Annotated in this window: 18 protein-coding genes, 3 tRNA genes and 1 pseudogene; 10 read left to right on the forward strand and 12 right to left on the reverse strand. The window is 72.6% G+C overall.

Translation table 11 applies throughout. The features are described from left to right. Window position 1 precedes the first annotated feature (1 nt). Window positions 2-1516, forward strand: coding sequence for an LCP family protein (locus ACZ5ON_RS30420; protein ID WP_465599435.1), 1515 nt, complete (start codon window positions 2-4; stop codon window positions 1514-1516). A 41-nt stretch (window positions 1517-1557) separates the two neighbouring features. On the opposite strand, the gene ACZ5ON_RS30425 is transcribed toward ACZ5ON_RS30420, so the two are convergent. The 3 genes from ACZ5ON_RS30425 to ACZ5ON_RS30435 all read right to left on the reverse strand — a co-directional run bounded on the left by ACZ5ON_RS30425 (window position 1558) and on the right by ACZ5ON_RS30435 (window position 3840). After that, window positions 1558-2466 (reverse strand): 1-aminocyclopropane-1-carboxylate deaminase/D-cysteine desulfhydrase, encoded by a 909-nt coding sequence (locus tag ACZ5ON_RS30425; RefSeq protein ID WP_465599437.1) that lies wholly within the window; start codon window positions 2464-2466, stop codon window positions 1558-1560. Between the two features lie 39 nt (window positions 2467-2505). After that, a complete protein-coding gene (locus ACZ5ON_RS30430) occupies window positions 2506-3234 on the reverse strand; it encodes a class F sortase (RefSeq protein ID WP_465599439.1) in 729 nt (242 codons plus the stop codon). A gap of 174 nt (window positions 3235-3408) precedes the next feature. Then, window positions 3409-3840 (reverse strand): hypothetical protein, encoded by a 432-nt coding sequence (locus ACZ5ON_RS30435; RefSeq protein WP_465599441.1) that lies wholly within the window; start codon window positions 3838-3840, stop codon window positions 3409-3411. Window positions 3841-4129: 289 nt separating this feature from the next. On the opposite strand from ACZ5ON_RS30435, the gene ACZ5ON_RS30440 reads away from it, so the two are divergent. After that, a complete protein-coding gene (locus ACZ5ON_RS30440; RefSeq protein ID WP_465599443.1) occupies window positions 4130-4894 on the forward strand; it encodes a polysaccharide deacetylase family protein in 765 nt (254 codons plus the stop codon). Between the two features lie 356 nt (window positions 4895-5250). On the opposite strand, the gene ACZ5ON_RS30445 is transcribed toward ACZ5ON_RS30440, so the two are convergent. After that, a tRNA-Ile gene (locus ACZ5ON_RS30445) sits at window positions 5251-5324 on the reverse strand. A gap of 244 nt (window positions 5325-5568) precedes the next feature. On the opposite strand from ACZ5ON_RS30445, the gene ACZ5ON_RS30450 reads away from it, so the two are divergent. Together ACZ5ON_RS30450 and ACZ5ON_RS30455 are read left to right on the forward strand one after the other, a co-directional pair. Then, on the forward strand, window positions 5569-6444 hold the full coding sequence (locus tag ACZ5ON_RS30450; RefSeq protein ID WP_465599445.1) for a trypsin-like serine peptidase: 876 nt from the start codon (window positions 5569-5571) through the stop codon (window positions 6442-6444). Between the two features lie 76 nt (window positions 6445-6520). After that, window positions 6521-7303: a trypsin-like serine peptidase gene (locus tag ACZ5ON_RS30455; RefSeq protein ID WP_465599446.1), complete on the forward strand. Its 783-nt coding sequence runs from the start codon at window positions 6521-6523 to the stop codon at window positions 7301-7303. A gap of 170 nt (window positions 7304-7473) precedes the next feature. On the opposite strand, the gene ACZ5ON_RS30460 is transcribed toward ACZ5ON_RS30455, so the two are convergent. Both ACZ5ON_RS30460 and ACZ5ON_RS30465 read right to left on the reverse strand, forming a co-directional pair. Continuing rightward, a tRNA-Asn gene (locus ACZ5ON_RS30460) sits at window positions 7474-7546 on the reverse strand. Between the two features lie 37 nt (window positions 7547-7583). Then, window positions 7584-7656, reverse strand: a tRNA-Asn gene (locus ACZ5ON_RS30465). A gap of 290 nt (window positions 7657-7946) precedes the next feature. Between ACZ5ON_RS30465 and ACZ5ON_RS30470 the strand changes: the two genes are divergently transcribed. From ACZ5ON_RS30470 to ACZ5ON_RS30480, 3 genes are all read left to right on the forward strand, one after another. After that, complete coding sequence (locus ACZ5ON_RS30470; protein ID WP_465599448.1) at window positions 7947-8240, forward strand: hypothetical protein; 294 nt, start codon at window positions 7947-7949, stop codon at window positions 8238-8240. A gap of 223 nt (window positions 8241-8463) precedes the next feature. Further along, window positions 8464-9900, forward strand: coding sequence for an FGGY family carbohydrate kinase (locus ACZ5ON_RS30475; RefSeq protein WP_465599450.1), 1437 nt, complete (start codon window positions 8464-8466; stop codon window positions 9898-9900). Window positions 9901-10071: 171 nt separating this feature from the next. Continuing rightward, entirely contained in the window at window positions 10072-11475 is a 1404-nt protein-coding gene (locus ACZ5ON_RS30480; RefSeq protein ID WP_465599452.1) for a glutamate decarboxylase, read from the forward strand. Between the two features lie 28 nt (window positions 11476-11503). On the opposite strand, the gene ACZ5ON_RS30485 is transcribed toward ACZ5ON_RS30480, so the two are convergent. The 3 genes from ACZ5ON_RS30485 to ACZ5ON_RS30495 all read right to left on the reverse strand — a co-directional run bounded on the left by ACZ5ON_RS30485 (window position 11504) and on the right by ACZ5ON_RS30495 (window position 16383). Then, window positions 11504-12808 (reverse strand): RNA polymerase sigma factor, encoded by a 1305-nt coding sequence (locus ACZ5ON_RS30485; protein ID WP_465599454.1) that lies wholly within the window; start codon window positions 12806-12808, stop codon window positions 11504-11506. Window positions 12809-13054: 246 nt separating this feature from the next. Continuing rightward, a complete protein-coding gene (gene dnaG / locus ACZ5ON_RS30490; protein ID WP_465599456.1) occupies window positions 13055-14959 on the reverse strand; it encodes a DNA primase in 1905 nt (634 codons plus the stop codon). 41 nt (window positions 14960-15000) lie between these two features. Then, on the reverse strand, window positions 15001-16383 hold the full coding sequence (locus ACZ5ON_RS30495; protein WP_465599458.1) for a deoxyguanosinetriphosphate triphosphohydrolase: 1383 nt from the start codon (window positions 16381-16383) through the stop codon (window positions 15001-15003). A 141-nt stretch (window positions 16384-16524) separates the two neighbouring features. Here ACZ5ON_RS30495 and ACZ5ON_RS30500 point away from each other — a divergent pair, with 141 nt between their 5' ends. Together ACZ5ON_RS30500 and ACZ5ON_RS30505 are read left to right on the forward strand one after the other, a co-directional pair. After that, window positions 16525-17112 carry a helix-turn-helix domain-containing protein gene (locus tag ACZ5ON_RS30500; protein ID WP_465599460.1) on the forward strand — a complete coding sequence of 196 codons (588 nt, stop codon included), beginning with the start codon at window positions 16525-16527 and terminating at the stop codon, window positions 17110-17112. Next, window positions 17109-18383: pseudogene (locus ACZ5ON_RS30505) on the forward strand (MFS transporter); the annotation flags it as partial. The gene ACZ5ON_RS30500 and the pseudogene ACZ5ON_RS30505, both read left to right, overlap by 4 nt. A gap of 165 nt (window positions 18384-18548) precedes the next feature. On the opposite strand, the gene ACZ5ON_RS30510 reads toward ACZ5ON_RS30505, so the two are convergent. Further along, the gene (locus tag ACZ5ON_RS30510) at window positions 18549-19511 is read right to left on the reverse strand and encodes an SGNH/GDSL hydrolase family protein (protein ID WP_465599489.1); all 963 of its coding nucleotides are present in this window, start codon (window positions 19509-19511) and stop codon (window positions 18549-18551) included. 223 nt (window positions 19512-19734) lie between these two features. After that, entirely contained in the window at window positions 19735-20679 is a 945-nt protein-coding gene (locus tag ACZ5ON_RS30515; protein ID WP_465599462.1) for a PAC2 family protein, read from the reverse strand. A 702-nt stretch (window positions 20680-21381) separates the two neighbouring features. Between ACZ5ON_RS30515 and ACZ5ON_RS30520 the strand changes: the two genes are divergently transcribed. Further along, window positions 21382-22101 (forward strand): GNAT family N-acetyltransferase, encoded by a 720-nt coding sequence (locus ACZ5ON_RS30520; protein ID WP_465599464.1) that lies wholly within the window; start codon window positions 21382-21384, stop codon window positions 22099-22101. 673 nt (window positions 22102-22774) lie between these two features. Here ACZ5ON_RS30520 and ACZ5ON_RS30525 read toward each other — a convergent pair. Beyond that, window positions 22775-23275 carry a ribonuclease gene (locus ACZ5ON_RS30525; RefSeq protein WP_465599466.1) on the reverse strand — a complete coding sequence of 167 codons (501 nt, stop codon included), beginning with the start codon at window positions 23273-23275 and terminating at the stop codon, window positions 22775-22777. Between the last annotated feature and the right edge of the window lie 61 nt (window positions 23276-23336).

The raw sequence follows: 23336 nt of genomic DNA on the forward strand, positions 1-23336 counted from the left end.
GATGACCGACGCCAAGAACCACCCCGCGAACGGCACTCCCGGTTCCCTCCGGGTGCGACTGGCCCGGGCCGCCGGAGCCACGGCCGCCGTCCTGCTGCTGGCCACCGCTGGCGGCGGCGCCTGGTTCTACTGGCACATCGACCACAACATCGGCACCTTCGACGCGGGCGGCATCGCCCCCAGCCGGCCCCCCATCGCGCGTCCCGCGCCCGGCGGCGGGCAGCCGGTCAACGTACTGCTGCTCGGCTCCGACAGCCGGGACAGCGGCAACGACTCCCTCGGCGGCGGCGATCTGGGGGTCGGCCACTCCGACACCGCGATACTGCTGCACATCTACGGCGACCACCGGCACGCCGTCGGGGTGTCGATACCCCGCGACACCCTGGTGACGATACCGCCGTGCAAGCTGCCCGACGGAAGATGGACCACCGCGCACGCCAACCAGATGTTCAACTCGGCGTTCGCCATCGGCGAGTTCCCGCAGGGCAACCCCGCCTGCACCCAGAACACCGTCGAGGCGCTCGCCGGCCTGCGGGTCGACCACACCGTCGTGGTGGACTTCAAGGGCTTCGCCGCGATGACCAACGCCGTGCACGGCGTGGACGTCTGCGTCCCCAACGATGTCGACTCGTACGGGATAAAGCTCACCAAGGGTCGCCAGACCCTCTCCGGGCAGCAGGCGCTGGACTACGTCAGGGCGCGGCACGGCTTCGGCGACGGCTCCGACATAGGCCGGGTGAAGCGCCAGCAGGCCTTCATCTCCTCGCTGGTCAAAAAGGTCCAGGGCGAGGGCCTCAACCCGGCCACCCTGCTCCCGCTGGCCGACGCCGCCACCAAGTCACTGACCGTCGACCCCGAGCTGGGCACCGCGATGAAGCTCGCCGACTTCGCGCAGTCGCTGCAGAACATCAAGCTCAAGGACATCAACTTCGTCACGGTGCCGTGGCATTACTCGGGCGAGCGGGTCGCGCTCGTCCATCCCGACGCCGAGCAGCTGTGGAACCTGCTGCGGCAGGACAAGACCCTCGATGGCCGAACCACCGGTCAGACCGGCGCGGACCCGTCCTCCTCGGCCATCCCGTCGGCCGGCCCTTCCACCTCCCCGTCCACCTCCCCGTCCGTCTCGCCTTCCGCCGCCGCCGCGAGCACCGCCGTTCTGCCGGTGACCGTCCTCAACGGCTCCGGGAGCGGCGGGATCGCCCGACAGGCGGCCGACGCCCTCAAGGCGAAGGGCTACCAGAACGTCAGCCTCGGTCCGGACGCCGACGGCCGCGACACCACGCTGCTCAAATACGCCCCGGACCAGCAGGGCACCGCCCAGCAGCTCGCCCAGTACTTCCCCGGAGCCACCCTCAGGGCGGACTCGTCCGCCGACGGCATCACCGTCACCCTGGGCCGCGACTACAACCCGGACTCCGCCGCCCCCAGCGCCCTGCCCACCACCATCCCGACCACCATCACCGAGAACACCCGAGCCGCCGACAGCGACCTCTGCTCAGACCTCTCCTTCGGTTGAGGCCTGCGGCACGCGGTTCGCGCGCGGACCTGCGTCCCCGCCTAGGGGCCCACCGGATCGGGCAACCCGGTGACCACCACGGTCACCCTGGTCCCCGGCGCCAACTCCCCTGCCGCGGCCAGGTCGTGGACGGCGAGCAGCGTCTTGGCGACATACCGCCGCTCCACCTCCACCTGGTGCCGCCGCTCGAACTCCGCGGCGAACTCCTCCACTTCGACCGGGACCTTCCCGTAGCCGCCACCGTGGTGGCCGTGGTGGATCCGCCAGTTGCCGAACTCCCGCCCATGGGAGTCTTCATGAAGCCGCGTCACCTCGCGCTCCAGGTAGCCTGCGCCCCGCAGCACGGCCACCCCGAGCGCCCGCGCACCGGTCGGCAATCCGGCGGCGATCCCGGCCAGTGTGCCGCCGGTGCCGACCGGGCAGCAGAGGACGTCCCGCTCCCCCAGCCCGGGGATCTCCGCCGGGATCTGCGCCGCTCCTCGGACCGCCAGGGCGTTGGACCCGCCCTCCGGCAGCACCAGACAGCGCCCCCAGCGTTCCATCAGTTCCCCGTACCCCTGGTGCTCCCCGGTCACCAGGGCCCGGTACGCCGAGCGGGAGACGAACTCCAGGTCCATCCCGGACGCCTCGGCGGCCCGCAGTGACCAGTTCCGCGGCGCCGCCGCCAGCTCCTCGCCCCGGATCACCCCCACCGCGGACAGCCCCACCGCCCGGGCAGCCGCCGCCACTGCCCGTACGTGCGTCGAGTACGCGCCGCCGAAGGTGAGCAGCCTGGTGTGCCCGTCGGCGAGGGCCCGCGCCAGGTTCGGGGCCAGCTTTCGCCACTTGTTGCCGGGGACGGTCGGGTGCGCCAGGTCGTCCCGCTTCAGCCGGAGCTCGATGCCCGCCCGGGCGAGCACGGGGTCGGTCAGGACCTGCAGCGGGGTCGGCAGGGCGGCGGGGCTGAGCATCCGGCCAGCATACGGAAGCGACGGCCCCGGTCCGGCGGCTCATTCCTTCCGGGAGGACCGGAGGTGGGCGAAGGCCACGATGTTCTCGGAGTAGTCCTTCGTCTTGCGGTTGTACGTGCCGCCGCAGGTGATCAGGCGCAGCTGGGCGTCGGGGGCGTCCGCGTACACCTCGTTGTCCGGGAAGCCGTTCTTCGGATAGGTCTTCACCGCGTCCACCGCGAAGACCGCCACGGTGCGGTCGGCCCTGGTGATCTCCACGGTGTCGCCGGGGGCCAGTGTGCGCACCATCAGGAAGACTGCGGGGCCCTTGGTGGTGTCCACGTGCCCGACGAGCAGCGCGGTACCGCGCTCACCCGGCGTGGGCCCCTCGCGGAACCAGCCGACCAGGTTGGGGTTGTCGGCGGGCGGGACCTCCAGTGCGCCCGACCTGTCCAGGCCGAGTTCGGTGAAGGGCGCCTCGACGCGCAGCCGGCTGATCTTGATCTTGGTCGGTTTGGAGCGGCCGAGCGGGGGTGCCGCGTTGGCGGCGGCCGGGGCTTCGGGGGACTTCGCCGCGGGTGCCCCGGCGGCCGGCGGTGCGGCGACCGAGGGCACCGCCACGGCGGCGGCCGGCGGCGGCAGGGTGACCGTGTGCGGGTTCACGGACTGGTAGATCACCACCGCCCCCAGCACCGCCGCGCCCATCGCCCACTTGAGGAGCCGCTGATTGCCGTCCCTTCCGCCCCTGGCCGGCTCTCCGGCCTCGGGCGGGGTGGTCCCGTCGTCCATCGGCGTTCGCACCTCTCTCATCTCTGGTCCGCCCCGCCCCGGGAAGGCTCACGGGGTCGGGAAGCATCCGGAAGCCGGCGTCGTCCGGGCCCCGCCGGACCCCGTCCGCCGACGCGCCCGCCGTGGCCGGCCCCGGAGGGCGTCGGCCACGACCGGACAGGGGTTGCCGAGCCCTCAGTTCGTGCCACCCGCGGCCCTGCGCAGGCGCAGGGCGTATGCCCCCAGGACCAGACCTGCACCCATCAGCGCCGTACCGGAGGCCAGGCCGCCGGGGACCGCCAGGCCGCCACCGCCGGTGTGGGCCGAGCCGCGCGACTTGCGCTCCTCCTCACGGGAGCGCTCCTTGTGGGAGCCCTCCTCATGGGATCGCTTCGCCCACCTGTGCTCGTCCCAGCGGCCCTCCTCGCGGCGGTCGCCGCTCGTCCCTCCGTCCTTGGTGCCCCCGTCCGCCCGGACCTGCTGGTCGATCGCGTCTGCGGGGCCGCCCGGGGCCGCCCTCCGGTCGGACGGCGCTCCCGGGCCGCCCACCGCGTGGGCGGCCGGAGCACCGACGGCGAGGACGACGGCGACGGCCACCCCGGCGAGGGTGGTGGGCTGCACACGCATGGGATGATCCTTCCGACGAGTCCGGACGAGGGCCGGCTCGGTCACCGGCTCGGGGATTCGCGGACTCACGCTCCCATCACCGTCAGTCATCTGACGGGCACTCGCCACCGCTGGCTCTCATCCGGGTGAGGTCTCGGCTCCCGGGTGCCCGGCGCGCCCACGGACGGCCGATTGCGGCTGACTTCGGTTCAGCTGTCAGGGTGGCGCCGAGGACCGGTACGGCCGCCGGTCGGCGTGGCGTTGCAGGGGCCAAGGAAGAGATCCGGCCATGTTGTCGCATCATCAGGTCTTGTCCCGCAGGATGCTTCTGGGCATCGCCGGAGTCGCCGTACTGTCGTCCGGCTCCTGCGGACCGTCCACCGGGGACCAGAGCACCGCCACCCCCTCCGGCCTGCCGCCCGCCGGCACCCGCTCACCGGCGGCGGTACCCGGCCCGCCCCCGGCCACCCACCGGGCGCGCCTCACCACCGATCCGCTCTCCGAGCTGGGGGCGTCGGACCGCGTGGTCGCCCTCACCCTCGACGACGGTCCGCACCCCACCCACACCCCCGAGGTGCTGGAGCTGCTCCACCAGCACGGGGTCCAGGCCACCTTCTTCCTGATCGGCAAGAACGCGGCCCAGTACCCCGACCTCGTCCGGGCCATCGCCGACGCGGGCCACCACGTCGCCAACCACACCTGGACCCACTACGACCTGCGACACCTGCCCGACTCCCAGGTCCACAGCGAGTTGGAGCGCACCTCGGACCTGCTCCAGCAGACCACCGGCAAGCCCGTCGCCTGGTTCCGCGCTCCCGGCGGCGGCTGGTCGGACGTCGCGCTGCGGACCTGCGCGGAGCTCGGAATGCGCCCGATGGGCTGGTCCGTCGACCCGCGAGACTGGGCCCGTCCGGGCACCGAGGCGATCACCAGCCGGGTACTGGAGGGCATCCGCCCCGGCGCCATCGTGCTCAACCACGACGGAGGCGGCGACCGCTCGCAGACCATCGCCGCCCTGCGCGGCTACCTGCCGCTCCTGCTCAACGAGGGCTACCGCTTCACCATGCCCCGATGAGCCGCAGCCCATCGGCAGGCGGGGCACCGGTACGGCGATCACCGGCGAGGCGGACGGGCCGGTCGAGCCGGTCGAGCCGGTCGGATCGGCGGGCTTCCACGGCCTCGGCGGGAGGACCTCGGTCGGTCGCACCGCTCACCCGGGAGCGGACCGGCCGTGCCGCGCAGTGGCCGCCTGCCGGAACCCGGCACCGCCACGCCCGTCAATGCGATGACGCCACAATGCCCCCAGGCGGGTGAACCTTGGCATGTCACCGCGCCTGATGGGTAGTCATACCCCTACAGTTCTCACAGGCGGTTCATATGTTCCCGCAGGTCAGCGGCAGGTTTTTTCGAACAGCCAGTCATATCGAACGGTGGGGCGGGTGGGACTCGAACCCACGACCAAGGGATTATGAGTCCCCTGCTCTAACCGGCTGAGCTACCGCCCCGGTTCGCCGCGCAGCCGGGCAGCAGCCGGTGCAGCAGCGGACAGCCCCTCAGGGCGTCCCCGGCAGCATAGCTGGTCGATCAGTCCTGATGCGCGCCCGGGGCCGCATCCGAGTATGCCGAGGTGTGCGCTGCCCCTCCGGGCGAGCCGGCCTGACGGCAATCCGCCCGATGGGTGAGGCCGGGAAATCGACACGGGGCAGTACGGGTGATCCGATGGCACGGGCGAACCAGGGTGGTGGACAGGTGGCGGTTCGCAGACGGATCGGCCGGCGGGTGTGCGCGGCCGTCGGCGTCCTCGGGCTGGCTGCGACCGGCTGCGCGTCCTCCGCGGCCCCGACCGGCGGGCCGAGCCGGTCGGCGGGCTCCTCCAGCAGCCACGCGGCGAGCCCGAGCGGGAGCGCCGCCGCCCACGGCTGGAGCCGCAAGCGCCTGCTCTCCGCGATCACCAAGCACCCCGGCACGACCCACACCGCCCGTGCCAACCCGCTCAACGCCCAGATCGGAGCCGTCTTCACGCACAACGCGGAGGGCGACCACTTCTGCACCGCCAGCGTGGTCGACAGCGCCGGCCAGAACCTGATCGTGACCGCCGCGCACTGCGTCTACGACCCGATGACCGGCCAGCGCAGCGACCTGGTCTTCGTCCCCGGCTACCGCAACGGCGAGACGCCCAACGGGGTGTGGCCGCTGGTGTCGATCACCGTCGACCAGAGCTGGAAGGACAGCGGGAACGAGGACATGGACGTGGCCTTCGCGATCGTCCAGCCGCAGAACGGCATGCAGATCCAGCAGGTGCTCGGCGCCAGCACCCTGGGGATCGGCAAGGGCTACCAGCTGCCGGTCCGGGTCACCGGCTACCCCAGCAGCGGCGACGCCCCGATCACCTGCGCCAACAACACCACCGAGCAGAGCCCCACCCAGCTCCGGATCGAGTGCCCCGCCTACACCGGCGGTACCAGCGGCAGCCCGTGGATCACCGAGCCTGACGCCAGCAGCGGGACCGGCACCATCGTCGGTGTGATCGGCGGCTACCAACAGGGCGGGAACACCCCCGACGTCTCGTACACCAGCTACTTCGGTCCGCAGGTCAGGTCCCTCTACGATCGGGCCACCGGCTAGCGCATCGGGCTCCTCGCCTGGTAGATCTTGCTCCCGAGGCCTCGCGACGGCGGGCCCTGGCGAGAAAGACCGGTTCATGGCACGTGTACGGCAGTCCGGCAGCACGATCGCTCGGCGAGGTCCCGGTGGGCCTGCCGCGCTGCTGGCCGTACTGCTGACTGCCACGGGCTGCACGCCCAGCGCCGGCATAGCCCCCGAGGACAACGGCAACATCCCCTCCTCCCGGCCCGCCCCCGACAGCGAGCTCGACAACCGGATCGGCGCGCTCTTCGTCGGCGACCTGGACGGCCAACGGGCCTGCACCGCCAGCGTCGTGGACAGCCCGCACCGCAACCTGCTCGTCACTGCGGCGCACTGCGTCTACACCAGCGAACTCGGCCGGCTCGACAACATGGTCTTCGCCCCCGGCTACCGCAACGGCCGTGCCCCCTACGGCGCTTGGACGCTCGAGTCGATCACCACGGACCCGCACTGGACCAGCGACGAGGACCCGGAGTACGACGTCGCCTTCGTCACGGTGGCCCCGGTGAACGGCAAGCAGATCGAGGACGCCCTCGGCGGCAATCCGATCAGCACCGGCCAGGGCTTCGACGTCCCGGTCTCGGTCACCGGCTACCCGAACGACCACCAGGACCCGATCACCTGCACCGCCCCCGCCAAGAAGTTCACCGACACGCAGGAGCGCTTCGACTGCGGCGGCTACACCAACGGCACCAGCGGCAGCCCCTGGCTGACCGCAGCCGGCAAGGTGATAGGCGTGATCGGCGGCTACCAGCAGGGCGGGGACACCGACCAGACCTCGTACAGCATCACCTTCGACCAGCGGGTCGCGAATCTGTACCGGAAGGCCACCGAGTAGCCGGACCGGATCCCGCCCCGGCCCGCGAGAGGGCCTCGAGCCCTGCCCGGGGAGCGGACGGGCACGGTGAGGGGCGGCCCGCCATCCGGTGGGATCCCGGGACAACACGAAAGCCCCCCGGCGACCGGAGGGCCCTCGCTCTGCGCTACTCACCTCAACTGAGGGTGAAGCTCCCCCAATTGGACTCGAACCAATAACCTGCCGATTAACAGTCGGCTGCTCTGCCAATTGAGCTATGGGGGAATGTCCACAGCAGGACTGCCTTGGTGGGCCGTCCGAGCTCCCCCAATTGGACTCGAACCAATAACCTGCCGATTAACAGTCGGCTGCTCTGCCAATTGAGCTATGGGGGAATGAGCTTCCGCCTTGACTTCCGGGCTCCCCGGACCTCTCGGCGCTCGCTGCGGGACATACATTAGCGCACTCAGGGGGGTGGTCCGCCAATCGATACCGCGCACCCCGCCCGGTACCCGGCGCGCTACCCGCTCCGGCGCGCCCGGCGCGCGGCGGTACGGGCCGCCGGGGGATGCTGGTGCACGGCGGGCGCGGCTGGCCCGGACCCGCCATCGCCCGCGCGGTTCACCGCCGGGCAGGACGGGTAGGGCAACGCGGCAGGAACCGCGAGGAAGGGTGGAGGCCGAGCATGTGGAAGGTGACGTTGGTCGTGGGGGTCGGGCTCGGGTACGTCCTGGGCGCACGCGCCGGACGGCAGCGCTACGAGCAGATCGCCAAGACGGCCCGGCAGATCGCCCAGAACCCCCGGGTCCAGGACGTGGCCTGCAAGGCCAGGCGGCAGGCGGGCGCGGTGGCCGGGAAGGCCGCGGGCGCGGTGGCCGAGCGGGTCGGTGACCGGCTGCCCGACGCCCTCACCGACCGGGTCCCGTACCTGAACCGGCACCGCGTCGAGGACGACAGCTGGGGCACCGTCCGGCCGTAGCGCGGCCGGCGGGCCCGCGACGCCGGCAGCGGGAGGCGTCCGTGTCTGCGTGGACCCGCCGGTGCGAGTCGCACCACCCACCGGCCTCTCATCCGGTCCGCACACCACCGAGCGGCCACCGGCCGCCCCGAGGGGCCGGTCCGTGGCCGGCGGACCACGCCGAGTGGGCAACACTCGGGTGGGCGGGGTCCGGACGGGGCGGTCGCTGAGGCATGATCTCGGCATGGCTATCGTCGCGGGGATCGACAGCTCCACCACTCGCACCAGGATCGTCGCGTGCGACGCCGAGACCGGCGCCGTACTGCGGGACGGCCGGGCACCCCATCCGCTGCCCGAGGGCGCGGACGCCAGAACCACCGAGACCGATCCGCAGAACTGGCTGCACTCGCTCGGCGAGGCGGCCACCGGCGGGCTGCTGGAGGGCGTCCGCGCGATCGGCGTCTCGGCCCAGCAGCACGGTTTGATCGGCCTGGACGCCGGCGGTGTCCTGGTCCGCCCCGCACTGCTGTGGAACGACCCCCGTTCGGCCGGTGCCGCCGCCGCGCTGATCGACGCGCTCGGCGGCCCCACCCCGTGGGTGGAGGCGATCGGCTCCGTCCCGCTGCCGACCTACACCATCGCCAAGCTGCGCTGGCTGGCCGAGTTCGAGCCCGCCTCGGCGAAGCGGATCGCCGAGGTGCTGCTCCCGCACGACTGGCTGACCTGGCAGCTGCTCGGCCGCCATTCCAAGCGCCGGACCACCGACCGGGGCGACGCCTCCGGCACCGGATACTGGTCGCCGCTCACCGGCGAGTACCGCCAGGACCTCATCAAGCTCGCCCTCGGCCACGAACTGCGGGTGCCCGATGTGCTCGGTCCCGCCGAACCCGCCGGACACACCCCCGAGGGCCTGCTGATCTCGGCCGGCACCGGCGACAACATGGCCGCCGCCCTGGGCCTGGGCCTGCTCCCCGGCGACGCCGTGGTCTCGCTCGGCGGCAACGGCACCATCTTCGCGGTCCACGACCAGGCCGTGGTGGACACCTCCGGAGCCGTCTCCTCGTACGCCGACGCCACCGGCCGGCACCTGCCGATGGTCGGCACCCTCAACGCCGCCCAGGTGTTGCGTTCGATGGCCGCCATGCTCGGCTGCGACCTGGCCGGGCTGAGCGAGCTGGCCCTGCAGTCCTCTCCCGGCTCGTACGGGCTGGTGCTGCTGCCGTACCTGGACGGCGAGCGGACGCCCCGGCTGCCGCACGCCACCGGCACCCTGACCGGGCTCCGGGCCGAGTCGATGGCCCCCCAGCACCTGGCCCGGGCCGCCGTCGAAGGCATGCTCTGCAACATCGCGGACGCGTTGGACGTGCTGCGGGCCAAGGGCGTCGCGATGAACCGGGTCTTCCTGCTCGGTACGGCCGGGCGGCTGCCCGCCGTGCGGGAGATCGCGCCGCTGATCTTCGGCGTGCCCGTGGTGATACCGCCGGCCGGGGCGCACGCGGCGCGCGGTGCGGCCAGGCAGGCCGCCTGGGCGCTGGCCGGAACCCCCGAGCCGCCGCAGTGGGAGCTGCCCGAGGCCACCGTTCACACGCCCGACCAGGAGCACGACCTCGCCCTCGGCCAGGCGGTCCGCCAGCAGTACGGCACCGTACGCGAGCAGGTGCATCCGGAGACCAGGGCTTAGGCATCCCGAACGCACCCGGCGGCCGCCGGGTCTCGGAGCCCTTCCCGCGCTCCTCCCCGCGCCCCGGGCGGCTGCACGCCCGGCGGCGTGTTGCGGCCGTGCCCTCCTGGCAGCGGTGGCAGGTTGGGAGGGTCCGGCACTCCAGGCACCGTGGTGAAGGGATGTCTCCGTATGGCACTGCACAAGGGAAACGGCAGGGACCGCCGGCTGTCCGTCAGTCCACTGCTGGGCTCGACCGATCTGCTCGGCGCGATGAAGATCGCGCCGCCGGTGCACCGGCTTCCCGACAGCCCGATCCCGCCGCCGAGCGCGTACCAGCTGGTCCACGACGAGCTGATGCTGGACGGCAACGCCAAGCTCAACCTCGCCACCTTCGTCACCACGTCGATGGACGACTACGCGACCAGGCTGATGGCGGAGTGCGCCGACAAGAACATGATCGACAAGGACGAGTACCCGCAGACCGCCGAGCTGGAGCGGCGCTGCGTGGCTATCCTGTCCAACCTCTGGCACGCCCCCGACCCAGACCAGGCCGTCGGCTGCTCGACCACCGGTTCCAGCGAGGCGTGCATGCTGGCCGGGCTCGCCCTCAAGCGCCGGTGGATGCGGCGCAACCGGGACCGCTACGCGGCAGGCGCCCGGCCCAACCTGGTGATGGGCATCAACGTGCAGGTCTGCTGGGAGAAGTTCTGCAACTTCTGGGAGGTGGAGCCGAGGCTGGTGCCGATGAGTGGCGAACGGTTCCACCTCGATGCCGAGCAGGCGGTGGCCCATTGCGACCAGGACACCATCGGCGTGGTCGGCATCCTCGGCTCGACCTTCGACGGCTCCTACGAGCCGATCGCCGAAATCTGCGCCGCCCTGGACGAGTTGCAGCAGCGCACCGGGCTCGATGTCCCGGTGCACGTGGACGGCGCCTCGGGCGGCATGGTGGCGCCCTTCCTCGACCCCGAACTGCCGTGGGACTTCCGGCTTCCCCGGGTCGCCTCGATCAACACCTCGGGCCACAAGTACGGCCTGGTGTACCCCGGGGTCGGCTGGGCTCTCTGGCGGGACCACGAGGCACTGCCCGAGGAACTCGTGTTCAAGGTCAACTACTTGGGCGGCGAGATGCCCACCTTCGCGCTCAACTTCTCCCGGCCCGGGGCGGAGGTGGTCGCCCAGTACTACACTTTCCTGCGGCTCGGCCGGGAGGGCTTCTGGGCGGTCCAGCAGGCCTGCCGGGACGTCGCCGGATATCTGGCCGCCGAAATCGAGCGGTTGGGCTGCTTCCGACTGCTCACCCGGGGGGACCAGCTGCCGGTCTTCGCCTTCACCACCGTCGAGGACCTCCCGTTCGACGTCTTCGACGTCTCGCGGCGGCTGCGCGAGCGCGGCTGGCAGGTCCCCGCGTACACCTTCCCGGCGGACCGGACCGATCTGTCCGCCCTGCGGGTGGTCTGCCGCAACGGGTTCTCGCAGGATCTGGCGGATCTGCTGCTCTCCGATCTGACCCGCCTGCTGCCCGAACTCAAGCTCCAGCCGAAGCCGCTGGCCGAGCTGGGGATGCCGCCGCGGAGCGGCTTCCACCACTGAACCGGCGGTCGGCCGGGTCGGTCCCGAATCAGTCGAGGTAGCCGCGCAGTTGGTCGGCGAAGGCGTGGCCGCGCAGCTTGGAGAGGGTCTTGGACTCGATCTGGCGGATCCGCTCCCGGGTGACGCCGAAGAGGTTGCCGATCTCCTCCAGGGTGCGCGGCCGCCCGTCGTCCAACCCGTAACGGAGCTGGACCACTTGGCGCTCGCGCTCGCCCAGGGTGGCCAGCACCGCCTCCAGGTGCTCGCGCAGCAGCAGGAAGGAGGCGTTCTCCACCGGCGAGACGGCGTCCGCGTCCTCGATCAGATCGCCGAGCGCTACGTCGTTCTCCTCCCCCACCGGGGTGTGGAGCGAGACCGGCTCCTGGGCCAGCCGCAGCACCTCGCGGACCCTGGCCTCGGAGAGCTCCAGCACCGAGGCGATCTCGGCGGCGGCCGGCTCCGCTCCGCGCTCCTGCAGCAGCGCCCGCTGCACCCGCAGCACCCGGTTGATCAGCTCCACCACGTGCACCGGTACCCGGATCGTCCGGGCCTGGTCGGCGAGCGCCCGGCTCATCGACTGCCGGATCCACCAGGTCGCGTACGTGGAGAACTTGTAGCCGCGCGTGTAGTCGAACTTCTCGACGGCGCGGATCAGGCCGAGGTTGCCCTCCTGGATCAGGTCGAGCAGGGTCAGGCCGCGACCGACGTAGCGCTTGGCGACGGAGACCACCAGCCGCAGGTTGGCCTCGATCAGCCGCCGTTTGGCGATCCTGCCGAGCAGCACCAGGCGGTCGAGCTCGTCGGTGAGCGGGGCCGCGGGTCTCGCCGCGCCGGGTGCGGCCGCCGCCCGGCCGGGTACGGGCCCCGGCGGGGCCACTGGGGCTCCGGCGGCCCGGCGGCCGAGGGCCTCCTCGGCGAAGAGGCCCGCCTCGACCTGGCGGGCCAGCTCCACCTCCTCGACGGCGGTGAGCAGCCGGATCCGGCCGATCTCGCGCAGGTACTGGCGCAGCAGGTCCGCGGCGGGGCCGGTGCCCGCGTCCAGGGCCGGGGCGAGCTCCTCGGCCTCCGCGTCCTCGTCCGGCAGGGCGGGAACTCCCGGGAGGTCGGGCGGGCCCGGGAGGTCCGGTACGCAGGGGAGGTCGGGCGGGTGGGGGGTGTCCGGCAGGCCGGTGCGGGCCCCGGGGGCCGGGGAGACCGGGTCCGCGGGGGTGTGGCTCGCGGTGTCGGGGCGGGCGCCAGGTGAGCCCTGCAGGGGCACCCGGGCTTCCTCGGATGGCGGGGTGGTGTCCCGGCCGTGCCGGCTGCTGTCCTCGAACATGACGGCCTGACGCGCAGTGGCGAGTTCCACGGGCATCCCCCTCTGGGCCGCGCGCGGCTCATGCGGAGAACCGCGCCACACGGACTGGGATACCCACCAGTGTGGGGTACGCCACACTCGGGGGCCGAGAGGCGGGCGGCGACTTTCTGTTCCCGTGTCGAACTTCTGTGAGCGGTCACCCGAGGGGCCGGAGGAAAGCCGGGGGCGTGAGCGGCCGGGGCCCCGCCGTCCGCTCCGGCGCCGTCGCCGGGTGGTGCTCTCACGCCGAAAGGGCGGCCGCGCTCACAGCCCCGCGGCGCCCTTGTTGCGCAGCTGCTGGGTGTACTGCTGGAGGGCCCACAGTTCACCCTGGACGGGGCCCAGCTCCTCGGCGGTGGCCCGGTCACCCAGGCGGCGCAGGTGGGCACGCACCTCGTTGACCCGCCGCTCCACGGCCTGGAGCCGCAGCTTGACCAGGAACTCGCCCGCGTAGATGGCGTCCGGCTTTCGCCGGGTGCGCAGCGGCTCCACCGTCAACTCGGTTGCCAGGCTGCGCACCTGGTCATCCGGACTGGCATCGCGCACGGCCGCGGTGAAGTCCGGCAGGCTAGCGCCGTACGCGGTGCCGCCGGCCTGGCGGACGGCCCGGCGGACGGCGGTGTACGCCGGCGTGGGGAACTCGTCGTCGCCGTAGTTGTCGAAGGCCGGGCTGACCAGATCCGGGTGCTGGAGGGCGAGTTTGAGTAGCTCGCGCTCGACGAACTGGGCAGGGTCCCGGGGGTTCAACCGGTGGACGGGGCGCGGCGGTTGGGCGGGCTGGCCGCCGTCCGCCCGGCGCAGCGCCTGGCCGCGCGGCTGCTGGCCGTTCTCACGCTGCCAACGGGCGAGCTGGCCGACCCGGCGGACCACGAACTGCTCATCCAGGATGCCCAGCATTCCGGCGAGTTGGACCGCGTACTCGTGCTGGATCGAGCGGTCCTTGATCTTGACGATGATCGAGGCCGTCTCCTCCAGCGCGGCAGCACGGCCCTCGGCGGTGTCCACGCGGTGCCGGGCAACGGCCGAGCGGAGCGCGAACTCGAAGAGCGGGACCGGGTTTTCGATGAGTTCGCGGACCGCCTCGTCGCCCTTGGCGAGACGGAGTTCACATGGGTCCATACCGCCGGGCGTGATGGCGATGGAGGTGCGGGCGGCAAACTTCTGGTCGTCCTCGAAGGCTCGCAGGGCGGCCTTCTGCCCGGCGGCGTCGCCGTCGAAGGTGAAGACGGTCTCACCGCGGTAGGCGGAGGTGTCCATCAGCAGCCGACGGATGATCTTGATGTGGTCCTCGCCGAAGGCGGTACCGCAGGTGGCCACCGCCGTCGTCACGCCCGCGAGGTGGCAGGCCATCACATCGGTGTAGCCCTCGACCACCACGGCCCGACCGGTCTTGGCGATCTCCTTCTTGGCCAGGTCGATGCCGTACAGCACCTGGGACTTCTTGTAGAGCGGGGTCTCGGGGGTGTTGAGGTACTTGGGCCCGTTGTCGTCCTCGCGCAGGCGGCGGGCGCCGAAGCCGACCACCTCGCCGGTAGTGTCCCGGATCGGCCAGACCAGCCGGCCCCGGAAGCGGTCGATCAGGCCGCCGCGCTGCCCCTGCGAGGCCAGGCCGCCGACCAGGATCTCCTTGTCGGTGAACCCCTTGCCGCGCAGGTAGCGGACCAGGTGCTCCCAGCCCGCCGGGGCGTAGCCGACCCCGAAGTGCTTGGCGGCGGCCTCGTCGAAGCCGCGCTCGGTCAGGAAGCCGCGGGCGATCTCGGCCTCTGGGGAGCCCAGTTGCTCCTGGAACCAGGCGGCGGCCACCTTGTGCGCCTCCACCAGCCGGGTGCGCTCGCCCTGCTGGTGCCGGGGGCTGTAGCCGCCCTCCTCGTAGCGCAGGGTGACGCCCGCCTGGGCGGCCATCCGCTCGACCGCCTCGGCGAACGAGAAGTGCTCGATCTTCATCAGGAAGGAGATCGTGTCGCCGCTCTCGCCGCAGCCGAAGCAGTGGAAGACGCCCTTGCCGGGGTGGACGTAGAAGGAGGCCGACTTCTCGTCGTGGAACGGGCAGACGCCCTTGAGCTGCGCACCGCCGCCATTGGCGAGCTGAACGTAATCGCCGACGACAGCGTCGATGGGCAGTGCGTTGCGCACCGCCTGCACATCCTCGTCCCTGATCCTGCCTGCCACCCCGGAAGTCTACGGCCCCGGCCCCCCGAACCGGCGATCGTTTACCGCCCCTCCACCAGGCGGGCGTGCAGGGCCAGGGCGGAGGCGTCGGTGAGGGTGGCGATCTGGTCGATCACTGCGCGCAGTGCGGCCCGGTCGTCCTCGGCGCTCTCGTAGAGCGCTGCGAAGACCGGATCCAGACCGTACGGGGCGGTGCCGATGAGGCGGTCGGCCAGTTCGGCGATCACGATGCGCTGGCGGGAGCGCAGCTGGGCCTGCTCGTCCCGCTGCATCACGTACCGGACGGCGACGGCCTTGAGCACCGCGCACTCCAGCCGGACCTCCCGCGGAACCACCAGCTCGGCGGCGTAGCGGGTGAGCGGGCCCGGACCGTACCTGGCCCGGGTGGCCTGCTCGGCCGCCAGGCAGAACCGGCCGATCAGCTGGCTGGTGAGGTCCTTCAGGCCGGCGTGGGCCCGGGCGGAGCCGTCGTACGAGCGGGGCCACCACTCCTGGCCCTGGAGACGGTCGAGGGCCTCGCTCAGCTCCTCGGCGCCCGCGTCCGGGGCGTAGCGCTGGGCGACCTTGAAGAGTTCGGTGCGCTCCTCGGCGGAGTGCAGCGCGGCCGGGTCGATGTGGCCGGCCTGCAGGCCGTCCTCGACGTCGTGGGTGGAGTAGGCGACGTCGTCGGACCAGTCCATCACGGTGGCCTCGAAGCACCTGCTGTGGGCGGGCGCGCCACTGCGCAGCCAGCGGAAGACCGGCAGGTCGTCGGCGTAGACGCCGTACTTGGCCGAGGCCGGGTCGGCGGGGTGGTTGCCGCGCGTCCACGGGTACTTGGTGGCGGCGTCGAGCGCGGCACGGGAGAGGTTGAGGCCGACGCTGCGGCCGGGCCAGGGGGCGAGGCGGGCGGGCGGCTCGCCGGTCGGCGCGAAGCGCTTGGGCTCCAGGCGGGTCAGGATGCGCAGCGACTGCGCGTTGCCCTCGAAGCCGCCGCAGGCGGCGGCCGCCTGGTCGAGGGCCTGCTCGCCGGTGTGGCCGAACGGCGGGTGGCCCAGGTCGTGCGCCAGGCAGCCGGTCTCCACCAGGTCCGGATCGCAGCCGAGCGAGGCCCCGAGCTCCCGGCCGACCTGGGCGCACTCCAGCGAGTGCGTCAGCCGGGTGCGCGGGAAGTCGCTGCGCATCGGGGCGACCACCTGAGTCGTGCCGGCGAGCCGGCGCAGCGCGGCGGAGTGCAGGACGCGGGCACGGTCGCGCTGGAAGGCCGTGCGGCCGGGCCGCTTGTCGGGCTCGGGGACCCAGCGGGCCTGTGCGGCGGGGTCGTACCCGAACACGCCGGACCGGGGGACGGCGCGGCGGGACGCGGCGGGACGCGGTGCGTCCGGGCGGGACGCGCCGGGCTGGGAGGAGTCGTTCGGGGCGGAGCGGTGCGCGGTGTCGTCCATATGTGTGTCACCGTACGCCGCCGGACCGACATTCCTCTGCCCCGCCGCGCGCCTCCGACGACGCCCGCGACTCCTAAGATGCAGAGATTTCTCTGCAAAGACCACTATGCAGAGAGTCCTCTGCATCTTAGGCTGGGGACCATGAACGAGCAGCAACCCCGCCCCTCCCGCGTGATCGACGCCAGGAGCCTTCGCGGTCTGGCGCATCCGCTGCGGATGCACATCCTCGAAACGCTCCGGCTCGACGGGCCGGCCACCTCGGCCCGGCTCTCCGAACGGCTCGGCGAGAGCACCGGAACGATCAGCTGGCACCTGCGCCACCTCGCCGAACACGGCTTCATCGAGGAGGAGTTGGGACGCGGCACCAGGCGCGAACGGTGGTGGCGGGCGGTGCGCACCCAGAACGTGCTGAACACCGCCGACTTCCGGCACGACCCGGCCCTGCGGGGCACCCTCGCGGTGTATGTGCAGGAACTGATCCGGCAGCAGTTCCAGCGGGTCAGCGAGGCCTCGGCGATCGAGTGGACCGGGGACTGGCTCGGCGCCGGAAGCATGTCCGACTGGGACAACCTGCGCCTGACTCCGGCCCAGCTCCGCGCGCTGATCAGCGACCTGTTCGAGGTCATCGAGCGCCACACCCCCGCCCCGGACGCCGAACCCGGCCCAGACGCCCGGCCGATCCTGCTCCAGCTCCAGGCCCTGCCCAGAGAGGAACCCGAGCTCAAGTGAACTCCGCAGACCCGCTGCGCCCGGTCGGATTACTCCGCCGCCACCGCGACTTCCGACTGCTCTGGTTCGGCGAGACCACCGGCAAGTTCGGCTCCTCGGTGACCGCCCTGGCGATGCCGCTGATCGCCGTCACCACCCTGCACGCCTCGACCCTCCAGGTCAGCCTGCTCAGCGCGGCCGGCTGGCTGCCCTGGCTACTGATCGGCCTGCCGGTGGGCGCCTGGGTGGACCGGATGCGCTGCCGGCCGATCATGCTCACCACCTCGGCCGCATCACTGGTCTTGCTGCTGAGCGTGCCGATCGCCGCCCGTGCCGGCGCGCTGACGATGCACCAGCTGCTGGCCGTGGCACTGGCCGTCGGCGCCGCCGGAGTCTTCTTCCAGACCGCGTACACCGCCTTCCTGCCCGGTCTGCTGGAACCTGCCGACCGGGCCGAGGGCAACGCCAAGCTGCACGGCAGCGCCTCCGCCGCCCAGATCGTCGGCCTCGGCTCGGGTGGTGCCATCGCCCAGCTCCTCGGTCCGGTGAACGGCCTGCTGGCCGACGCCGCCACCTTCCTGATCTCGCTCTGCGCCACCGCGCGCATCCGGCACCGGGAACCGGCCCGCGAGGCCGCGGACGGCCGGGCGCTGGTCCGCGAGATCGGTGACGGCCTGCGGCTGGTGGCAGGCGACGCCTGGTTCCGCACGCTCACGCTCTTCGGCGCCTGCTCCAACCTCGCACTGACCGGCTACCAGTCGATCCTGGTGGTCTTCCTGGTCCGTGAGGTCGGGCTGGACTCCGGCGTGGTGGGCACCCTGGTCGCCGCCGCCTCAACCGGCGGTGTCGTCGGCGCGGCGCTGGCTCGCCGGGTGGCCGCCCGGATCGGCACGGCGCGCACCATGCTCCTCTTCGAGAGCGGACTGGCCCTGCCGGCTCTGCTCATCCCGCTCGCGAGCAAGGGCCCCGGGCTCGCGTTCCCCGTCCTGGGCGGACTCTCGGTCGCGGCCGGAGTGGTGGGCGGCAATGTCCTCAAGTCGACATTCCAGCAGCAATACTGCCCGCCTGAGCTGCTCGGCCGCCTGAGCGCCAGCAGCGCCGTCCTCAACTACGGGACCATCCCGGTCGGTGCTGTGACCGGCGGGTTGCTCGCGACGGCGCTGGGCCTGCGGCCCGCGATGTGGATCCTCACAGCCGGGGTGCCACTGGCCGCGCTGGTCCTCTGGTTCTCGCCGGTACGCCGCCGCCGTGACCTGCCCATCGAGCCGATGACCGCCCGGGAGGCCGGTACCGCCGCCGAGGACGCCGCGGCCGCACTGGGCCGAACGGGGCCCCCCGCCCCGGTGAGCGTCGGCTGCACGGCTGGCGATGAACGCACCGGATCGGGCTCGTACAGGTGGAGCTCCGGCCGGGCCACCGCCGCTTGCGCGAGGGGCCCCGCCGGGGCTCTCGCCCGGCTACGCCCGGACGGCCTGGAGGACCGCCGCCGCCATGCCCTGCTGGCCGGCCGCGTTGGGGTGTACCGGTGCCAGACCGTGTGTGGGGAAGGGCGGCTCGATCCAGCGGTTCGCCTCCCCCGCGCACATGTCGTGCCCGGACGACGGAGCGTAGGTGTCCACGTAACCGGCGCCCGCCGCCTCCGCACGCTGCCGGAGCATCGCGTTGAGCCGCTGCTCCTTCTCGTTCAGGAACGCGATGTCCCCGGCCGCCACACTCCGGCCCAGCGTCGCCCCACAGGATGCCGGGTCGGCCGGCAGCAGTTCCGGATACCCGACCACATAGACCCTGGCCTGCGGGGACCGCCGCTCCACCTCCCGCAGCAGCTCGCCGAGCCGCTCACCCACCGCATCGACCCGCTGCTGCAGCTGGTCCCGCCCGTCGGCACCGGTGTAGTGGCTGCGGCAGGGCGAGTCGGCGGCGGGCTCGCCCGTGAGACCGGCGACCAGGCTCTGTTTGAGGCCTTCCTCGGCGCACCGGCCGAGCACCTCCGCGAACCCGGCGTCGTTGCCGCCGATCCCGAGCGTGACCAGCCGGGTCGCCGGGGAGAGCGCGTCCAGCTGGGGCCCGTTGGTACCGTCTCCGGTCCGCTGCGCGCCGGTCAGGTCGCGGGTGGTCGCCCCGCTGCAGCTGACGTCGGTGAAGGCCGGCCCGGACAGGCCCAGGGCCTTGGCCACCAGCGACGGATAGTTGGCCCCGGAGCGGGTGCACCCGGCCGGGGTACCGGTCTGCGGGGCGATCCGCACCCCGGCCGTGTACGAGTCGCCGAGCGCCACGTACGGACCGGTCGGGGCCGCCTTGGCGGCCGCTGCCGAGGCGGCTGCGGAAGCGGCCGGTGCGGACTCGGAGCCGTCCACCTGGCACCCGGCCGTCAGCAGCAGCCCGACCCCGCCTAGCAGCGCTCCCACGCGTCTGATGTCCATCCACACCCCCCGAAGCCGGCCCCGCCGTGTTCCGTCAGCCCGTCCCCGGGCGTCCCCGGTCCAACGAACGGGCACGACCGATCACTCCCCTCCCGGGTGTGACGGCCACTACGCCTGACGGTGTCGTACACCCGATCGGCCGCGCCCCGGACAGCAGAGGGCTGACCGGGTCCGCCCGCGACGGGCGGTGCCTGCTTGCCGAACACTCCGGGTACCGGAGGCGCTACTCCGCGCCGCGCTCCTGCTCCGCGAGGAACTGCTCGAACCGCCGTCCCAGCTCGTCCGCCGAGGGCAGTTCGGTGGCCTCGGCCAGCAGGCTCTCGCGACTCTCCGCCCCGGCCACCGCGTCGTACTGGCCTTCCATGCCCCGGATCGCGGAACGCAACTCGCCGTCCCCCTCGGCCAGCTGCTCCTCGATGTCCGCGTACACCTCGCCGACCCGCTCACGCAGCTCGGTGCCCGGCAGGACCAGGCCGCTGGCGGACTGGACGGCCTCCAGGATCACCACGGCGGCCGCCGGGTACGCCGCGCGGGCCACGTAGTGCGGCACGTGGGCGGCGAAACCCACCACGTCGTGCCCGGCCTGGGCCAGCCGGTACTCCAGCAGCGACTGGGCGCTGCCAGGCACCTGGGCCTGGTCGAACCAGCGCGGGTGACCGGCTGCGAGGTCGACCCGGTTGCCGTGCGGGGTGAGCCCGACCGGACGGGTGTGCGGGACACCCATCGGGATGCCGTGGAAGTCGATGGTCAGCCGGACCTCGAAGCGCTCGACCAGCTCCCGCACGGCTGCGGTGAACAGCTCCCACTCGGTGTCCGGCTCGGGACCGCTGAGCAGCAGGAACGGGGTGCCGACCGAGTCCCGCACCAGCTGCAGCAGGATCTCCGGCCGCTCGTAGGCCGTCCAGCGGTCGCGGTTGAAGGTCATCACCGGGCGGCGGGCCCGGTAGTCCACCAGGCGGTCGTGGTCGAACCGGGCCACGATCTGCGGCGAGCCGTGCTCCAGCAGGTGGGCCACGACCTGGCCGCCGGCCTCACCGGCGTCCAGGAAGCCCTCGAAGTGGTGCAGCAGCACCAGGCCGGCGGCCTCGGGACCGGCAGCGGCACGGGCTTCGGCCAGCGCGTCCACGCCCTGCCGCTCCAGCTGGTACAGCTCCTTGGGATCACGCACCGCGCACCCAACCCCGTTCCGTCTCGTCGCTCATCGTCATCGGATCGACCGGCCGGACCCCGCCCCGTCACGGGCACCGGATCCTTCGGTCCTCTTCCGGCCGACCGGTTCTTGACCAGTCCAGCGTGCCGCAGCCGTGCGACATTCCCGAATCGCCGAGGATGTGTCAGCTTCCCCACCGCGCCCCGCCGGGCCGCCACCGGACCCGGCCGGACGGAAATCATCGCATCTCGCTGTGAATCCGCAGGTGAGAGCCATCACGTCGGCTCTTCCCGAACCCCTGCCGAGACCCCTGTCCTGCCCGGTTTCGACCACTGTGCCGGGCCGTGGTGGCGTGTCCCGGGCGGCCGCGCGCCCCCGTTCGCGCGCCGCGAAGTGACGCACCGCCTTCTGACGGGTATGGTCCTCTCGCTGCCTCGCATCGCCGCGCCGTTGTCACGCCGTCTGTCACGTCGTGTTCCCGGCCCGGCCAGGTACGCTGGCAGCCACTCTCCAGACACCTTGCCTTCACTTGGCCGCCCGCTGCTCTTCGCGCTCTCATTCCTCTCTCGGCCATCTTTCGGACGCACACTGTCCTTTCTCTCATCCCGCCGGACGCGGTCGAAGACCCGTGCCCGTACCCGGACGTGCTGAGACAGCCCCGCCTTCGTGCCGAGAAACCGGTGCGGAGGACCCTCCGACCGCCGAAGGACCGAAGGATCCGTGCCCGTACCCGTAACCCTCATCGGCCGTAGCGTGCGGCTGGAGCCCCTCGCCGAGCACCACGCCGAGGCCCTGGCCACGGCCGGCGCCGAGGACCGTACGACCTACGCCTTCACTCCCGTCCCGCACGGCCTGGAAGCCGCCCGGGAGTACATCGGCCGCGCCCTCGCCGACCAGGTCGCGGGCAAGTCGCTGCCGTTCGCCATCGTGAGTGCCGCGGACAACAGCGTGGTGGGGTCCACCCGCTTCCTGGAACTCGACTACTGGCAGGGCCCGCTGGTCTGGCCGCCGATGCCGGGCGTGCCGCACGGCGACCCGCTGGCCGCGGTGCCGGACGCCGCCGAGATCGGCAACACCTGGCTCTCGCCGCGGGCCCAGGGCACCGGCATCAACACCGAGGCCAAGCTGCTGATGCTGCGGCACGCCTTCGAGACCTGGCGGGTCCAGCGGATCTCGCTGCGCGCCGACGCCCGGAACCTGCGTTCCCGGGCGGCCATCGAACGGCTCGGCGCGACCAGCGAGGGCGTCCGCCGCGCCCACTCGCGGGGACTGGACGGGGTCGTCCGGAGCACCGCGTTCTACTCGATCCTCGACGAGGAGTGGCCGGCCGTCCGGGACATCATCGAGCTCCGGATCGCGGCCGCGACCTCGCCGACCGCCCCCGACCCGAAGATCAACCAGGAGTGCCTCAGACAGGGCTTCCCGCTGATCCAGGTCTGACCGTGCGGGCGTGACCGCCCGAACCGCGCCGGTGCCCTCCGCAGCTCGCAACCGCAGGCGAAGGGCACCGGCGCACCTGCGTCCGGAGGACCGTCGAGCGCCCGGTACCCGGCCCAGCCGGGGGGGCCGGGCTCGTCGCTCCCGGGTCTCCCGGGGCCTTCTCGACCTCCGTCGGCCCTATGGACCCCGTCGACCCGGGGACCGGCTTGAGACGGTCTCGACGCGCCTACGCCCGGCCGCTGCCAGGCGCGGCGGCCTCCGTGCGTTCGACGATGCCGGTGACCACCGGTACGGTCCTTTGGCGGGCCGGGCGCCGGGTGAGGCCGCTGCGGCGACGGCGGCCGTGTCGCCCGTGACGGCGGGGTGGTCGGGACGGGGACGGCGGAATGAATGGCCTGCCGGTCGGCCGCCTGGCCTTCCCGCGCCCGGCCGGCCGCAGCATGCGGTCGGTGGCCGGACGGCAGTCTCGGCCGACATGCCGGCGCCGGACGAGGACGGGGGCAGGGAGCCTGGTCGCAGACAGGGGCACAGGCCGGGACCGCGGACGGGACCGCATGCGATCCGGGCCGTGAACACCGAGCAGGCTGCCTGCGTGCGTGCCGTTCGTCCCGGTCCCCGCCGGTTCGGCCTTGACGGGCGGTCAGCCGGTCGGAGCCCTCGGGAACGAGAGGGCTCAGCAGCGGGAGTCGATCTCCTGGAAGGTGCTGTAGTGGTCCGCGGTCCAGTACTGCTCGCCCTGGGTGCCGGTGACGACCCGCCGGGTACCCCGGTCACCGGAGCCGGGGGTGACCACGGTGTACTCGTGGTAATAGCCGCCCGACCGCCTGGGCAGCCGGTTCTCACGGTTCTCGAAGACCACGCCGTCCGTGCGGTACGGGTACGGGCCGCCCTTGGCGATCAGCGCGAGGGTGTCCTGGGCCTGGCTGGGCAGCTTGCTGCGGCAGACGTCGGCCATGGCCGAGTTGGTGGGCACCCAGGTGCCGGAGGCCGACGGCTTCGCCGGCGCGGAGGGCTTGGGGGCTCTGGAGCCGGCCGCGGCCGCCGGGGAGGCCGAGTGGGCGGAGGTCTTGCTGGACGCCGTCTTGCCGGTGCCTAGCAGGGCGTAGGCGGCGGTGGCGACCACCGCGCAGCACAGCACGGCGACGATGGCGATCAGACGGATTCGGCTGGTCATGCGCTCCAGCTTGCCCGGTACGGGTCAGGCACCGTAACACCGGGTACCCAGCTCACCCGTC

It is taken from the genome of Kitasatospora sp. NPDC032150, assembly GCF_055579945.1.

Excerpts from the sequence above, each read along its gene's own strand:
- ACZ5ON_RS30420 (WP_465599435.1), top strand. The coding sequence starts at position 2 with ATGACCGACGCCAAGAACCACCCCGCGAACGGCACTCCCGGTTCCCTC.
- ACZ5ON_RS30425 (WP_465599437.1), bottom strand. The coding sequence starts at position 2,466 with ATGCTCAGCCCCGCCGCCCTGCCGACCCCGCTGCAGGTCCTGACCGAC.
- ACZ5ON_RS30430 (WP_465599439.1), bottom strand. The coding sequence starts at position 3,234 with ATGGACGACGGGACCACCCCGCCCGAGGCCGGAGAGCCGGCCAGGGGC.
- ACZ5ON_RS30435 (WP_465599441.1), bottom strand. The coding sequence starts at position 3,840 with ATGCGTGTGCAGCCCACCACCCTCGCCGGGGTGGCCGTCGCCGTCGTC.
- ACZ5ON_RS30455 (WP_465599446.1), top strand. The coding sequence starts at position 6,521 with ATGGCACGTGTACGGCAGTCCGGCAGCACGATCGCTCGGCGAGGTCCC.
- ACZ5ON_RS30470 (WP_465599448.1), top strand. The coding sequence starts at position 7,947 with ATGTGGAAGGTGACGTTGGTCGTGGGGGTCGGGCTCGGGTACGTCCTG.
- ACZ5ON_RS30475 (WP_465599450.1), top strand. The coding sequence starts at position 8,464 with ATGGCTATCGTCGCGGGGATCGACAGCTCCACCACTCGCACCAGGATC.
- ACZ5ON_RS30480 (WP_465599452.1), top strand. The coding sequence starts at position 10,072 with ATGGCACTGCACAAGGGAAACGGCAGGGACCGCCGGCTGTCCGTCAGT.
- ACZ5ON_RS30485 (WP_465599454.1), bottom strand. The coding sequence starts at position 12,808 with ATGCCCGTGGAACTCGCCACTGCGCGTCAGGCCGTCATGTTCGAGGAC.
- ACZ5ON_RS30495 (WP_465599458.1), bottom strand. The coding sequence starts at position 16,383 with ATGGACGACACCGCGCACCGCTCCGCCCCGAACGACTCCTCCCAGCCC.
- ACZ5ON_RS30500 (WP_465599460.1), top strand. The coding sequence starts at position 16,525 with ATGAACGAGCAGCAACCCCGCCCCTCCCGCGTGATCGACGCCAGGAGC.
- ACZ5ON_RS30510 (WP_465599489.1), bottom strand. The coding sequence starts at position 19,511 with ATGGACATCAGACGCGTGGGAGCGCTGCTAGGCGGGGTCGGGCTGCTG.
- ACZ5ON_RS30525 (WP_465599466.1), bottom strand. The coding sequence starts at position 23,275 with ATGACCAGCCGAATCCGTCTGATCGCCATCGTCGCCGTGCTGTGCTGC.